Here is a 13,463-nt window from a genome sequence, read left to right on the forward strand (position 1 = left end):
CCACCGAGGGCAGCGCCGGGGGCCGGGGGGCCGCTGCGCGGGCCGACCTTCTTCTCCTGTTTTGTTTCTTCTGGGGCGGGTGGGCGGGGGCGGAGGAGGTCTTACTCCCTCTCCCTCTAAAAACAAAAGACTTCCCTTGGGGGCGGGGTGGCGGGGGGTGTTGAAAACTTCTCCCAAAGACAGCTTCTTCGCTTTGCACTGAAGAAAGCCTTGTCGTTTGACGCCTTGGTTCGTTTTCAATGCCCCCTGCCGGGGGCCACTGGACACAGCAGACAGCCTTTCGGTTTTGCGACCCCCCGCCCCCCGATAAATTATCGGGCCAAGCAGATAACCCCCCAACGCTTGCAGGTTTCTGCCTGGGTTTTGCTTCAGCCTGGGTGTTGGTATCCGGGGGGTGGATTGAGGGGCATCGGTCTTCCGATGCCTGGGGTGCCGGGGCTGTGGGGCGGCAACCTCCCCGCACACGCCCCAAGCGGTTAGGGGGCAATAAAAGCCCGAAGGGCAACCTTATCCTCTCTGGGGTGTGGTTCCAAGTGATGTTTCACCGCATGGGATAAGTTGGCGTGGAACAGCGCGGCAGACGCTAGGAGGCGGCGCTCTCCCCCTGGGACGACGGTGGCCCCTACAGCCGGATCGTTGCCAAGGAAAACTCAAGGGGGGCACGGTCGTCCCAGTCTGGGGTGTCCTACAGCAAATAGCTTACTCCTGTGATCTTTCCCCTCAGCCAGGGAACACTCAACCCAGAAACTTCTAACGACTCTCCCCTCACCTCAGCGATGGCGTGGGGGGTTTCTTCGTGCCAAAGCAAAGCCCCTGGTCAGTGGCAAACCAAGGGCTAAAATGATTGGAACGTCAGTTAATAGTTGCGATCTTTGATATTCCGCAGGTTGATGGTCGCTAAGGGATCTTTACCTGAACTAAGCTCATAGCGCCGCCTTCTGGACTAGATACAACCACCTGGTTAGTTGCAGGGATAAATTCAATTCCCTCTGGCTCAAATCCAGCGGCTTGATCCGATCCGACCACATCAGGATTCAGGATAACGGTATCGAGTAATTGAATGTTGGTCGGATCAGAGATGTCATGGATGGTCATCGCATCTGAACGCTCAATGGCGACAAACGCAAGGGTGCGGCCATTGATGACACCCACCGCAACAACCTCTGGCTCTGGGCCTTTACTATTGCATCGTTGGGGTAAGCCTAGTGCGAGGATGCTGTCCTCAATGGAATTACCACTATCACCCAGTAACTCTCCGGTATTGGCATCAAAGACACTGATGCTTCGAGATCCATGGGGACTGATCTCCACGCCTTCATAAGACTGGCTGTTCACGCTAGTCAGGTTATCCTCGTCGGCAGTGACAAAGAAACGCCCATCTGGAGTGATCGCAATACCATCTGGCTCACGGGCCGAGGTAAATTCTTGCCTTAGGGACAGGTCATAGAGACTAGAACGACAGTTCCCTGTGCCTACTCTATCTTGGGTGAGTCCCAACCCTGTCCGAAGGCCCAGATCAAACGTTTGCACTGCAAACAGGTCGGGCGTTAGGGTGCGAGGCAGTGGCGATGGAATGTCAATACGAGCCACCGCATTGTTCTCTTGAAGGGTCGCTACGACGAAAGAGCTATCTTCTGCAACCCGAACGGTCTCAGGCTGTGGATCATGGGGAAAGAAAGGGATGTTCTCAGCCGGAATCGGTATCTCTACCTGACTCATCCGATGGGCACCATGGCGAAGGTCAATCATCGAAATCGTACCAGGACGATTCTCAGGATTTAGTAGGTCTTCCTCGTTTTCTTCGTCTTCATTGGCGACGACGGCAAATTGTCCATTCGGAGCAATGGCTACGGAGTCTGGGCCACGACCTACGGTGACTTGGCCAAGGGGGGCAAGGGTTGGTAGGGCAAGCGCTACAACCTTCCCTGGAACCTCAGAAAACGTCGCAGAATTGGCCTCATCGACATCTCTCACCCCGACAAGGGCAAAATCACCGTCTGGGCTAATGGCGACCCCCGTTAGTTCAGCCGCCGTAGAACCTGTGGGTAGAAACGCCTCCGTTAAAACCCAGGTGCCTTTGACCGTTAGTTTATCCTCTCCAATGGACACCAGCGTAACGGTCTCTCCGCCAACGACCAGGGCGTGCTGACCATCGTTCGAGACAGCCAGCATCTCTGCTCCGGCTAAACCCGTTAGGGTAAACAATACTTCTCCCCTTATAGGGGCGTTCTCTGCGCTCACCCTAGGTACTCCGATCCCAAAGGGAAGACCAACCAACGCCAAGATGAACAATGCTTTAGGGTTAATCGGCTGCATGAACCTCAATGCTGACATCAAAAGGCATTTCAGGTTACGGGAATTCTGCTCCATTGCGGTGACTGATATTCATTAAGGACATAGAGTTAACCATACCGGATGCAATGATTAAGCACATTAAGAAGTAAATAAGTAAAGATTAAGGCTGGCCAAAATTTCAAAAGCCGAAAGATTGATCCCTCAGTTTTTATACTCTATCACCGAAATAATTGCTGATCTTTATAAACCTAAATCGCTTTGCTATTGAAACCCTTTTCAAATAAGTTTTTCAGCTCTTAATAGAAGGAATACATAGAGAAATAACTAGCCTAAATAATAGGAATATCATCATTAGGCGACATCAAAATCAGACTTCATCGTGTCTATATTCCTCATTATGACAGCCATAGAATAAGCTTCTTCATACCAAAACAAAGCCCCTGGTCAATGGCAAACCAAGGGCTAGCGATTTCAAGGGTGCATCTGCGGCCACTAGAGATAGGATGCCCAGAATCACCGGGTAGATCACCATCTAAGTCATTTGGCTGATGAGTGGGCTGTTCTATAGGACTGACCCGTTGGATCGGCCCGTCTAAGTCTAATGTCGGGCACGGCGCAGCGGCCCGCCCTGGCGGTACACCACAGACCGTAGGCCGGGGTCTTTGCCACCCACCGATAACCCCAGTGGGGGCGATGTGTGCCGCTTGCGTCCCACGAGCCAGAGACAAGCCCGACACAGAACAGCCCACCACCACCAGGAAGCTGGCCACGGAGGGCGCGGAGGGGGCAGGCTAGGCCACGGTGTCCAGGATGCCTTGCAGAGAGCAGGTGCAGACCTCAGATAGGGTTGATAGCCTGACCCCTCGGCGGGGTGTGGGGTTGGGGTCTTGGAGGATAACTTGGCGTAGGGTAAGGGCGGCGCGGTTCGGGGCGCGGCCCGTGTTGCCTCCAGGGAGAAGCCACCGCTCATTAGATTCCACAGACCTGCTGCCCCCAGTTGATAAGCCCATGGCCTTGTCTAATCCATTCTTCAACGTTAAGACAGGAAAAGACAATGGGGCCATTACTTGACCACCCGATTCGGTCTGAATGTCCTGTTTGATAAATGCTGAAGTCAACGATACCGACTTCATCACAGGCTCCCAAAATACTGGTTGCGATACTTCTCATCAGCACAGGAGAGTTAAACATATTATCAACCCCTGTTCCTTGCATAACAATCACGAAGAGGATCGTTTTGCCTGCGGGTGGATTGCGATATTCCTCTAGCCCCCAAATCTTGATATCAGCAACCTCAATATTTTCAAGGATATTAACTCGGAAAATTGTTTCAGTAATGGCATTTTCGCAAGCATCAGACTCATCATCAGCCAAAACGGTACCCATGGACTCTAAACCTGTAATTCCGTTGCTTACATGAGAATTTGAAGATAAAGAGACTGCATGACTTTCAGTCAGATTATTCAGACGAGATAAGTCTGAAGCAAAACTAATGAAATTGAAGTTAACCAAGACTAAAGATAAGAGGAATGTGCAGCTTCCTAGAGGAAATAGCTTAAGCATTGGAATTACACTTCAAAACATTACACTTAGAAGCAAGCCTACATTAATTAATACATTTTATCTTCAGTGCATTTACTTAGTGTCTTATGGCTGGATATCGACTTAGAACATTGTTTTCGCTCCCCGAGAGCATGAAAGCTCATCAACCAACGCACAAAAAAAGGGGCCGAAGCCCCAGAGAAACTAAGCCACGAGCCGACAGCGAACCCGGCCACCACGAACCCCACCGACCAGAACGACCTGGCCACAAGGAACCGAACAAGGAACCGACACCGCAAAGCGCCCCGGCCCCGAAGACACCGAGCGCACCAGCACAAAGTAGCCCACGACAGAAGCCCAACGAGCCGCAAAGCCCGAAGGCAACTCAGCGAACCACACCTCAGCCACGAAACCTGTGAACGAGCGTTCCGACTCCCTCCAGGCGCACTCAACCGCACCGAACTCAGCCGCCAAACCCTGAACGAACTCAAACGGAACATGAAGCATGACAAAAACCAAACGCAACAGGCTTTAATCACGCGCTCCAGAAGGAAAGTTACTCCCAAGAGTAGGCGCAAGGGCAAGGCAGACAAAACAAAAATCGGCGAAGCACCTTATCTGCCGCAGCATGGCCCCGACCCTTGCGCCGATCCTCAGCGCGTATCATAGAAAAGCCTGCGTTGGTTGGCTTACAGAGTAGTTCGCCTCCACAGGGAAGCTCTACACCGAATTATCAACCGACACCAATCACGATGACTTCTAGAAGTTATCAAACAAGCCAAATTCAAGTACATTCCGAACAGAATCACCAAAGTCTGCACCCTCACGAATACCTTGTAAGGTTTCATAGATAGCTTTATCGGGCATATCGTAGGTAACGACCTGAAAGCCTACACATCAAGGAAATTGAGAAACCGACCCAGGCTCCGACAAGGAACCGCTTTCAACCCAAAGCCTCCAGGGTCGCAAGATCGTCCTCTAGTTCTTCCTCGTCATAGCTGCGTTCAATCCCTTCCTGACTCAGCAGTTCATGGAACTCCCACTTGCTGAGAGCCGCCAATTCACGGGCTTTGCCAAAGGATAGTAGACCTTTTTGGTAAAGGCGAATCGCAAGTTCTCGCTGAAGCCGAGGCAGGCGCTCATCCTCAGGCAAACGTAAGGCTTCGGCTAGGTCGCTGGAAATTTCTAAGGTGAGCTTACTCATTGGGGTAGGGGATGGAGACAACTTTGATATTCCAAGGTGATTTACTTCTTAGTTTTCCTACACCGAATCATCCACCCAGCCGCAATACTCACAGTCCCAATGCACACGGGGCGGCTCGGTCTGACGCAAGGGCATCTCACAATTAGAGCATCGTCCCGTAAACAGGGGGTGGCTATCCAGCAGGTCTAGCCGCTGCTCTAGGGTCATCTGCTGCACTGGCTCCAGCACCAGGTCATCCCCGTAGTAGCTGGCCCCCTCCGGTTGCCACTGTTCCCCATACCAGGCCACGGCCTCATCATCGGGAATGGTCAGGTCAAGCTCAAAGTCTGGGCAAATGTCCCCCTCTACCCCGGCAGGATGTAGCGTACAGACCAGGTGCGGGCTGCGGGAATAGAACTTACAGCGATTACAGCAATCCAGCTTCATTGTCCACACGCCTCAACGCCATAGGACTCAGTAACCGTGCCATCGGGGGCCATCGTGGCACACCAGACCCCACCAGCCCGCCACAGTCGGTAATGGTGTCCACCCGCATGAAGCGCTGTCGTCAGCAGCAGCAGGGCCACCCCGCCAGCCGCGACCGCTCCCACCACTCGCAGGGGTCTGATGGTCGTTAGGGTAATTGGAACGTCTTTCATATTGCACCCAGATTCATTGAGCCTAGAATGCCCAAAGGCAGCATCGAACATCATCCCCACGCCAATAAAAAACCCTCGGCAGTGCCAAGGGTAGTTATCTCGCAAGGTGTTGAGTTTATGATTCCCTGGGAATCGCCCCTAGACCCATACCTCCGCCATTCGGCCTAGGGCTACGCAACGGCAACCTGTTCCTCATCCGTTTCAGGCCGTAGCCGTAGAAAGCCCTTCTCCGCCAGGTGCTTGATACGGGAAATCAGGGGCCGATGATCCCTTAGCCCTAGAGCCTCCAGTAGGTCAGCCAAGGGTACATCGCCGCCCTCCGCCATCTTGGCCCTGAGCAAGTCATAGGTTTCTAGCTGAAGTGGGGTAGCCACAGCCCGATCCACATTGTCGAGAAATTCGATAATCATGCTAATCATGGTTCCTAATCTCCACTCCTGCTGATCTTAGCGTACTCCAGTACTCATCAACCTCGTCAGCGGTAGATGCCTTGAGGTCAGTTTGAGGTTCTTCCTCACGGTAGTCCTTCTCAAAGTCTCCCCAGTCCTCAAAGGTGCCCTCTGGGGTAACGCCCTCCTTCATGTTGCAGTCCATCTCATGCCGGGTATCGGCATCCATGTCATTGCCATCAAACTTTCGACCCATGGGATACATCTCCTGAATACAGCGTGAACTCGTTACGGATTCGTTGAAGCAGCAGGGTTGAGGTGGCCCCCGACTCCAAGGACACCACCCAGTCACGATTCGCCTGTGCCCTGCATCCGCTGATGCCGTAGGGCGTTGTAGGCTCCTAGTTCCGCCTGGGTTTCCACCTTGAAGCGCTTCACTCCTCGCATGGCTCCCTTGGTCTTGAACATCTGAAGCTCCGCCTCAGAGAAGTCATCCTCGGCGGCGTTCAACTGCTCCACAAAGGCTTGGATGTCCGCCATCTCCCGCTGGTAGGTGGTCTGTAGGGCGTTGCCTTGGGTCTGGATCAGAGCTAGGGCGTTGCTCACCTCCTCCGGCATCAACTCGCCATCAATCACCCCCGCCGAACTCCATTCATGGGAATAGCGGCGTTTGGCATCCTCCACCCACGCCTTCGAGTCCATGTCCTCGCGCTTCACCCGCTGGGCAAAGTCGTCAAACAACTCGGCGGCTAGGGCGGTATAGCGATGGTCATTCTTCAGCAATGGCTCTGGGGCCACCCGTCGCAACCACTCAAACCAACGGGTTCTGATGGTGACTTCCTTTACCCCAATGTCGGGATAGCGACTAGCAATGTCCTTGGGGGTGTAGGTGTGCGCCCCCGTGCGTTCTGGTGTGCGGTTACTGTGCGGGGGGCTGTGCGGCTGCACATCGGGGGTTACAGTCTCAACGTGCAATGGTGCGTACTGTGATCCGTTTTCCATCGGTGCTTCCTTCTAGGAGAACTCGTCAAACCCCCTGTCAATCGGGGTTTTGAGCCTGTGCGCCGCCTGTATCACCGCTGCACTGCTGCTGTACTAGGGTTGTGCGTTAGGTGTGCTGTCCTTGTGCGCCAACCGTGCGCTAACTGTGCGGACGGGTGTATCAGGTGTGCGCTTACTCCCCTGTTCGATAGCACGGGTGTACTCAAAGGTAAAGTACTTTAAGGTAAGGTACATTACCCTACGGTACTTTCAAGGATTTAGGATTATGGCTATCCCCAGAACATCTCCCATGGCCACCACAAAAGAAGTTCTCTCGGTTTACCTCGACTCGGATCTGAAGGAAGACCTAGCCGCTATGGCTAAGGCAGAGGAACGGTCAATGGCCTACATTGCGGCCAAAGCGATTGAGAAGGCCGTCCAGGAATGGAAAGCCAGCCAGCCAAAATAAACCCCCATTGGTAGCCAGTGGGGGTGTTGTGTAGGAAGGGAAGTTTTAGAGGAAAGCCGTTATTCCATGGGGGCGTAGAAGGTTCCTTCTACCTCAAAGATGTCATCCTGATTGAGGCGATCCACCTCGACGATGGTGCGGGGTGGGTAAGGGCCACTGCCCCACAGTTCCTCCTGCACCTTGTTAACCAGGGGCCGATAGCGGTACATATCCGTCACATAGACCACGATGCGAACGGCATCCTGAAGGCTGGCCCCCTCCGACTCAGCAATCAGTTTCATGTTCATGAAGGCTTGTCGGATACGGGCTTCAGCATCAGGGACAAGGGTATTCGTCGCTGGGTCAATGCCGCGCATTCCCGCCACAAACACATAGTCCCCCGCACGGGTGCCCAAATTCCAAGTGCCCGTCGGCTGAATGGCTCCCTCCGGGGCTAGGGTTCTGACGCCGTTGGGGGACACCATACCGTGGTCATCCGCCCTGATCTCACCCGCGAACGCCGCCATCAGACCTAGGGTTGACGCTAGTGCCAAAATCGCCCGATTCATCGCGTTATCTCCATCACACCAGGCAGCACTATAGGCACTACTGAGACACCCCAACGTAACCATCATTACGAAATCTACGGTTATCCCCAGAACAGCCCATGAAAAAGCCCTAGGGGAGTTGTCCTAGGGCTAGCGTGGGTGAAGTGTGATGGTACAAGCTTACCATGTCGTTCTGGAGTTCACAGTAACGGTCATCGTGGGTAGGGTGGCAAGACAGTCCACTGGACAGACCTGCCATGACAAACCTTACCGTTGATGAACTGCCCCTCCAAAGCTTGCCAGACCGCTATGGGGTAGCCCGTTCCCAGGTCTTCAACCGCATCAAGGCGCTGGGCATCAAGACGATTAAGCGGGACAGGAAAGCCTACGTCAACCAAGCCCAGTTGGCCCAACTTGATCACCTCCATGACCTCATCCAGCAGGATATGACCATCGAGGAGGCAGCGGCTATCGTCAACCCCAGCACCAGACAGTCCCGCGAGACTCCAGGACAGTACCTCGTCCCGGCAGCGGGAGCCATGGTAGGACAGTCCTACGGGACAGGACAGCTAGAACTACTGCAAGCCCTGGTGGCTACCCTCACCCAACAACCACCCTCGCCCCCCATCAACCCCCTGGCCCGATTCGAGCAGCTTCAGGCCATGGCGGATCACGATTGGCGACCCAGCACTAGGGAACTGGCTGACATCCTGGGCCTATCCTCTCTCCCTGGCCCCACCTTCGAGCGTTACGGCTTTCGATTCACCAGGGCTGGAAAGAATGGGGCACAAACCGCTTGGAAAGTGGAGAAGCTGTAGTGATGGACTATAGGCTGACCCGCCATGCCATTGAAGAATTGAGCGAACGCCGCATTCCGCTCCAGTTAGTGGAAATGGTCTTAGCCGATCCAGAACAGCAGTTCGAGGAAGATGACCTTATGGTTTACCAAAGCAGATTTGCGGGGACTCAGGGGAAAACCTATCTCCTGCGGGTCTTTGTCAACATCACGGTTGCCCCCGCTAGGGTTGTTACCGTTTATAAAACCAGCAAACTCAACAAGTACTGGAGATAGCCATGCAAGCCAAATACGACTCTGAGGTAGACATTCTGAGAATCCGTTGGTCAGAGGCTCCTATCGACGAAAGCGACGAGGATAAACCAGGGGTGATCCTCGACTACGACAAGGACGGCAACATCGTTGGGGTCGAGATTTTGAATGCCTCTAAACGCATCGAGGACATTGCCCAACTTTCGATTCAGGCCGCTCAGGTTCCCCAGTAATGGAGACTGCCCTATGCCTTCTAAACCCCAAGACCTCGACCGGGGCGACCTGGTGAAGCTCCGAGACCCCTACCAAGGCCGCTACGGCTATGGCGTGGTGGTGGAGATTACCAGCCGTACCCGCCATGGCCACCCGCGCAACGTCAGCATTCACCTCTACGACGATGAGGGACAGCTATTCATCCACCCTGACTACATCGCTAAGGGGCTACTGGTGCCCAGCTATGTAGACTTCCATGTGTCAGAACTGGTCTGGTATCGACGGGCTAGCGACCAGGGCTACCATACGATTCCTAACCCGCCGGATTGGTCGGTGGATCGGTATCTGGCCTAGGGAAGATTAGACTACCCTTAGCACAACATTTTGGAGTGAAGAATGGTGGAGTCTTTCAGCATTTGTGATGCGGTTCACTGCCCGTATAGCGGCGTTGATGGGTGCAAGCGCTACATTCACGCTTCCCACTGTCACTTGGCCTACAGTGCCCCCGGCAAGGTTAGGAAAGGGGTGCTTCCTCAAGCAAGCCAATACTGGCTCTATGCCACCGATGACTACGATTACCAGGAAGTCCAGGCCGCCCAGGATAGATTTCTAGACTCGCTCGAAGAACAGAGCCGAGCCGCAGCCATCGTCAGTTACTCCACTCCGTACCCAGTCACTTGGCGACAGGCTTAGCCGAGTTCAAGGAGCCTCCAGCTACACTACTGCACCATGACTAACCCGCCGGATTGGTCGGTGGATCGGTATCTGGCCTAGGGATTGTCCTGCGGGATGGCAAAGGGGTCTGAGTGGATTGAGCGATGTTTGGCAATCACCTGACGCATCTCTTCCCTTGCAGCTTGATTCCCTTGGTTCTTAGTATCCAGAGGTTCTGAGAAGTCTGGGGCAACTAGGAAGGCATTGCCCTCCTTATCAAAGGCCAACCGCATCTCGGTCACATTGACAAAGGGTTCTAAGTCTCGCAGGAGATGTCGGAAAGTTTCGTACATCTGAGCGATTTGCAGTTTTGACAGCATGGCTCTGGATCACTAGATATGGACATTCATACTAAACGGTGGACAGTCCTACAGGACAGCCCTCTAGAGCACCTGGGCGTAGGGCGTTGTTGCCTCCGGTCGGCGCTGCTCCTTGAGAATGGACACAAACTCGGACACCACCTGCTGAGGTTGCTGTAGACAGTCCTTAGCCGTAAACCGCACCGTAGGCAGTCCCGCCCTCAACAGCACTCGGTCACGGGCATAGTCGCGCACCGCCTGACCCTGTTCATTGTGGTGTTGTCCATCCACCTCCAGAACGAGACACACCCCCTGGTAGAACACCATGAAGTCCACCTCCACCCGGCCCGTAAGCTGGCTATCGCTCACGAGGGTATCCTTCAGCCCCACTCGCCCCCGGACATTGGCAAAGTAGAGTAGTCCTGTCTCCTCCAGGGCTTTAGCAATGCGGATCTCAGCTTCAGAACGAAGGTACAGCCCGCCCCATTCTTGGGTATAGTTGCCCCCTGGCCCACCCTGAGCATTGCCAGGGCCGGGAGGTGGGGTAGACGTTATCCCGACGATAAACTCAACCTGGGCCTTGTATGCCTCATTACAAAAGATGTGCCAATGGTGTTGAGACCCTGCGCCCCCTGGTTGACCCGCATAGGCAATGTGGAACACCCCTTCTTTGACCAGGTAGACGAATCTAGGACGGGTATGGTTGTAGAGCCAAGCATTAAACTTTTTCCGTGCCTTTGCCCTCGCGGCCCCCTTGAGGTTGCGGCCCGATGCACTCAGGGCCAAGAACACGTCCAGCAGCTTTCCAGTGGGCACGAGATAGGAATAGGGTAGGTTGCCACCAATGGAAACAAGGGTGTCACTGGTTCCTGAATGGCCATTGGCATTGAGGTTGATGTCTAGTGACTGAGGATCATCCGCTGGAGAAGGCATCGTTACACCCTGACCTACTCCCCTAGCATTCCCAGGATGGTAATCAAGTGAAACAGTCCTGTAGGACTGTCCTATGGGATTGCGCCGAAAGTAATACCCATCGAACGTGAGGCTAAGCACCATCCAAGGGCTGATAGTCCCAGTATGGTGGCTTCCCGCCCTTGGGAGAAGAAAAAAGGGTTTGAGCTTAAATTCGCCCAAACCCTAGACCTTAAACGGCAGACAGCTTCTAAAGCAGCGCAAAGAGAAAAATAGTTCCGAGAAATGCTGCAAGAACCCCCCCAGGGCCACCCTGGCTACCCGATACATCATGGCGAAAACCACATTGATGGTCGAGGCAGACATAGGTACTATCGCCGTGCAAAACAACAGTTTTTTTGCCACATCGAGGGCAAACAAGTCCCTCATTGTCGCGAAGAGGGCCAATCATCATCATGCACCTCCTTAGCAAATGCAGAGTAAATTTAACCACGCTCCGACCATAACACACATTACCTAAAGTTCTTTAGGCTTTTTATTTTACGCTAAATTCTTTACACAGGGCTATTTATGCCATATACTTGCGGCAAGACACTTTAGGTAAAGCCAGATCCGCTAAGGCTTCCAAGAGTCCATAGATATAGAGGTTTGCAATGGATTGGGAATACAGGCCGCGAATTGCATCCCTGCGAGAGGGAAAACAGCTAACTCAGCTAGAGCTAGCTCAGCAAGTGGGCGTGACAGAGACCACTATCGCAAATTGGGAGAAGGGGAGGAGTGGTGTTGAGTGGTTAGACCGACTCATTCGCCTATGCGCGGCATTAGAGTGTACGCCTGAAGATCTGCTCAGTTATATTCCTCGTATCTCAGAAGGTGACGAATCTTTTAGTGCCATGGTTCGTCTTATAGAGGATTCCCATCAGGATTCGCAGCTAGCCTCTAGCGAAGAGGAGGACAATATTAGTTCACAGCTAATCCAGGAAATTACGGAGAATGGAGGTACTTTCTCTCAAATAGTTAAATTAATTGAGGTAGGACAGCAGGCCCAAGCCAAGCAGCTATCCATGAAGGCCATACTATCTCCCATGAAAAGTTCAGCCAGAATCAAGGTTAGGAAATCAACACCATCGAAATCCTAGTACCTTTGCTCTTGGTTGAAGTTTTTATTGTCGTTTGTTTTAGGGCGGCTCGATAGCTAGTTAAAATAGTAAGAACTAGCTCAGGGTGTTATAAACAATCAGCATCTACTATCAACCAGGAGTACTTATGAAAGTTCTGGTTCACTATCCAACCCTCCTCCATAATTTGCTTCAGTATGGTACGAACCCACCACTTGAGCATGTTGATAGGCTTTGGCATCGCTTAAAAACTAGCCATCTTCAAGTTTATATCTCTCAACGAGGTCTAAACGTTATCAGAAATGAACTTTCTAGCACCATTGCGAACAACGTTATGGGAAGGATTCAGGATGTCTTTCAGGTTTGTCCAAATCCAAGTCCACTACAGCTAGAAGAGGCGAAACGGAGTTTTATCGGTGGCAACTATGAAGAATTAGTAGAAATCTGTAGTACTCGATTGATGCAGATAGACTATATTCTTTCCGATATCCCTTGTGCGTTTCATTCATTTGGTTTGAGAGAGATTCAGTTAGACCGTGATATTGTCACTGTACTGCGAGGAGAAAACAGTTCCTTGAAATCCTTCCCTGCTTTAATGAAAGGGAATTTCTCAAGTCTTTGGTTTCTCGAAAATTATTTAAGAGAAACACCAGATTACTCAAGTAAGACCACGTTAAGTCAGTGGTTTAGAGAAAATCGTTCGGCTAGAAACTGGCATCCTCTTGAAGCCTTCAATGTCAAATCCTATGTCGAGACTACCGCAAGAAGTAGAAAATTTAGACGAGGAAAACTTATTCATTTGGGGCCACCACATCTAAACAACGCAAATTCTGTGATCTTAGTTATTGCAGTTGCAAATCCTCAACGAGAGTTTAACGTTACTATGGAAATCCTGCCCAGCCAAAGTAATTCCGTGTTGCCAAGGAACTTATTATGTCAAATATTGGATGTGACAGATACATGTGTTGCTCAAGAGGAAACTGGCTACAACACACCAGCAATCTCGATGGAAATAGAAGGAGAAGCAGGTGAAAGAGTAAGTATCCTTATTCAGCATCAAGGTTTTATCCATAGAGAAGACCTTGTAATTTGATTGATTTTTCAGCAATACTAG

General features: G+C 52.3%; 20 protein-coding genes. 7 read left to right on the forward strand and 13 right to left on the reverse strand.

Annotation, left to right across the window (positions count from 1 at the left end):
- Positions 1 to 897: 897 nt before the first annotated feature.
- From H6G62_RS05340 to H6G62_RS05385, 10 genes are all read right to left on the reverse strand, one after another.
- A complete protein-coding gene (locus H6G62_RS05340; RefSeq protein ID WP_190493085.1) occupies positions 898 to 2,370 on the reverse strand; it encodes a hypothetical protein in 1,473 nt (490 codons plus the stop codon).
- A 716-nt stretch (positions 2,371 to 3,086) separates the two neighbouring features.
- Complete coding sequence (locus H6G62_RS05345; protein ID WP_190493086.1) at positions 3,087 to 3,275, reverse strand: hypothetical protein; 189 nt, start codon at positions 3,273 to 3,275, stop codon at positions 3,087 to 3,089.
- Positions 3,265 to 3,858: a hypothetical protein gene (locus H6G62_RS05350; protein ID WP_190493087.1), complete on the reverse strand. Its 594-nt coding sequence runs from the start codon at positions 3,856 to 3,858 to the stop codon at positions 3,265 to 3,267. Before H6G62_RS05350 ends, H6G62_RS05345 begins: the two co-directional genes overlap by 11 nt.
- Before the next feature lie 183 nt (positions 3,859 to 4,041).
- Entirely contained in the window at positions 4,042 to 4,344 is a 303-nt protein-coding gene (locus tag H6G62_RS05355) for a hypothetical protein (RefSeq protein ID WP_190493088.1), read from the reverse strand.
- A gap of 436 nt (positions 4,345 to 4,780) precedes the next feature.
- Positions 4,781 to 5,062: a UPF0175 family protein gene (locus tag H6G62_RS05360; protein WP_242051839.1), complete on the reverse strand. Its 282-nt coding sequence runs from the start codon at positions 5,060 to 5,062 to the stop codon at positions 4,781 to 4,783.
- A 36-nt stretch (positions 5,063 to 5,098) separates the two neighbouring features.
- Complete coding sequence (locus H6G62_RS05365) at positions 5,099 to 5,467, reverse strand: hypothetical protein (protein WP_190493089.1); 369 nt, start codon at positions 5,465 to 5,467, stop codon at positions 5,099 to 5,101.
- Positions 5,464 to 5,679, reverse strand: a complete 216-nt coding sequence (locus tag H6G62_RS05370) for a hypothetical protein (protein ID WP_190493090.1) — start codon at positions 5,677 to 5,679, stop codon at positions 5,464 to 5,466. The genes H6G62_RS05365 and H6G62_RS05370 overlap by 4 nt, the downstream gene beginning before the upstream one ends.
- Positions 5,680 to 5,849: 170 nt before the next feature.
- Entirely contained in the window at positions 5,850 to 6,098 is a 249-nt protein-coding gene (locus H6G62_RS05375) for a hypothetical protein (RefSeq protein WP_190493091.1), read from the reverse strand.
- Positions 6,091 to 6,324: a hypothetical protein gene (locus tag H6G62_RS05380; RefSeq protein WP_190493092.1), complete on the reverse strand. Its 234-nt coding sequence runs from the start codon at positions 6,322 to 6,324 to the stop codon at positions 6,091 to 6,093. Before H6G62_RS05380 ends, H6G62_RS05375 begins: the two co-directional genes overlap by 8 nt.
- Before the next feature lie 92 nt (positions 6,325 to 6,416).
- Positions 6,417 to 7,070: a hypothetical protein gene (locus H6G62_RS05385; RefSeq protein ID WP_190493093.1), complete on the reverse strand. Its 654-nt coding sequence runs from the start codon at positions 7,068 to 7,070 to the stop codon at positions 6,417 to 6,419.
- Between the two features lie 289 nt (positions 7,071 to 7,359).
- Between H6G62_RS05385 and H6G62_RS05390 the strand changes: the two genes are divergently transcribed.
- The gene (locus H6G62_RS05390; protein ID WP_190493094.1) at positions 7,360 to 7,518 is read left to right on the forward strand and encodes a ribbon-helix-helix protein, CopG family; all 159 of its coding nucleotides are present in this window, start codon (positions 7,360 to 7,362) and stop codon (positions 7,516 to 7,518) included.
- 59 nt (positions 7,519 to 7,577) lie between these two features.
- Here H6G62_RS05390 and H6G62_RS05395 read toward each other — a convergent pair whose 3' ends face one another.
- On the reverse strand, positions 7,578 to 8,066 hold the full coding sequence (locus H6G62_RS05395; RefSeq protein ID WP_199324759.1) for a RidA family protein: 489 nt from the start codon (positions 8,064 to 8,066) through the stop codon (positions 7,578 to 7,580).
- A 236-nt stretch (positions 8,067 to 8,302) separates the two neighbouring features.
- Here H6G62_RS05395 and H6G62_RS05400 point away from each other — a divergent pair, with 236 nt between their 5' ends.
- The 5 genes from H6G62_RS05400 to H6G62_RS05420 are packed head-to-tail and all read left to right on the forward strand — an operon-like array spanning position 8,303 to position 9,999.
- Positions 8,303 to 8,863 (forward strand): hypothetical protein, encoded by a 561-nt coding sequence (locus tag H6G62_RS05400; protein WP_190493095.1) that lies wholly within the window; start codon positions 8,303 to 8,305, stop codon positions 8,861 to 8,863.
- A gap of 2 nt (positions 8,864 to 8,865) precedes the next feature.
- Positions 8,866 to 9,117 (forward strand): DUF4258 domain-containing protein, encoded by a 252-nt coding sequence (locus H6G62_RS05405; RefSeq protein WP_190493096.1) that lies wholly within the window; start codon positions 8,866 to 8,868, stop codon positions 9,115 to 9,117.
- A 2-nt stretch (positions 9,118 to 9,119) separates the two neighbouring features.
- Positions 9,120 to 9,326, forward strand: coding sequence for a DUF2283 domain-containing protein (locus H6G62_RS05410; RefSeq protein ID WP_190493097.1), 207 nt, complete (start codon positions 9,120 to 9,122; stop codon positions 9,324 to 9,326).
- A 13-nt stretch (positions 9,327 to 9,339) separates the two neighbouring features.
- The gene (locus H6G62_RS05415) at positions 9,340 to 9,660 is read left to right on the forward strand and encodes a hypothetical protein (protein ID WP_190493098.1); all 321 of its coding nucleotides are present in this window, start codon (positions 9,340 to 9,342) and stop codon (positions 9,658 to 9,660) included.
- A gap of 42 nt (positions 9,661 to 9,702) precedes the next feature.
- Positions 9,703 to 9,999, forward strand: coding sequence for a hypothetical protein (locus H6G62_RS05420; RefSeq protein WP_190493099.1), 297 nt, complete (start codon positions 9,703 to 9,705; stop codon positions 9,997 to 9,999).
- Between the two features lie 77 nt (positions 10,000 to 10,076).
- Here the strand turns inward: H6G62_RS05420 and H6G62_RS05425 are convergent, their stop codons facing one another.
- Positions 10,077 to 10,313: a hypothetical protein gene (locus H6G62_RS05425; RefSeq protein ID WP_190493100.1), complete on the reverse strand. Its 237-nt coding sequence runs from the start codon at positions 10,311 to 10,313 to the stop codon at positions 10,077 to 10,079.
- 90 nt (positions 10,314 to 10,403) lie between these two features.
- Complete coding sequence (locus tag H6G62_RS05430; protein WP_190493101.1) at positions 10,404 to 11,252, reverse strand: DUF559 domain-containing protein; 849 nt, start codon at positions 11,250 to 11,252, stop codon at positions 10,404 to 10,406.
- A gap of 1,245 nt (positions 11,253 to 12,497) precedes the next feature.
- Between H6G62_RS05430 and H6G62_RS05440 the strand changes: the two genes are divergently transcribed.
- Positions 12,498 to 13,442, forward strand: a complete 945-nt coding sequence (locus H6G62_RS05440) for a DUF1822 family protein (RefSeq protein ID WP_190493103.1) — start codon at positions 12,498 to 12,500, stop codon at positions 13,440 to 13,442.
- The last annotated feature ends 21 nt before the right edge of the window (positions 13,443 to 13,463 follow it).

The organism is Phormidium sp. FACHB-1136, assembly GCF_014697375.1.
Taxonomy (GTDB): Bacteria; Cyanobacteriota; Cyanobacteriia; order Phormidesmidales; family Phormidesmidaceae; genus Nodosilinea.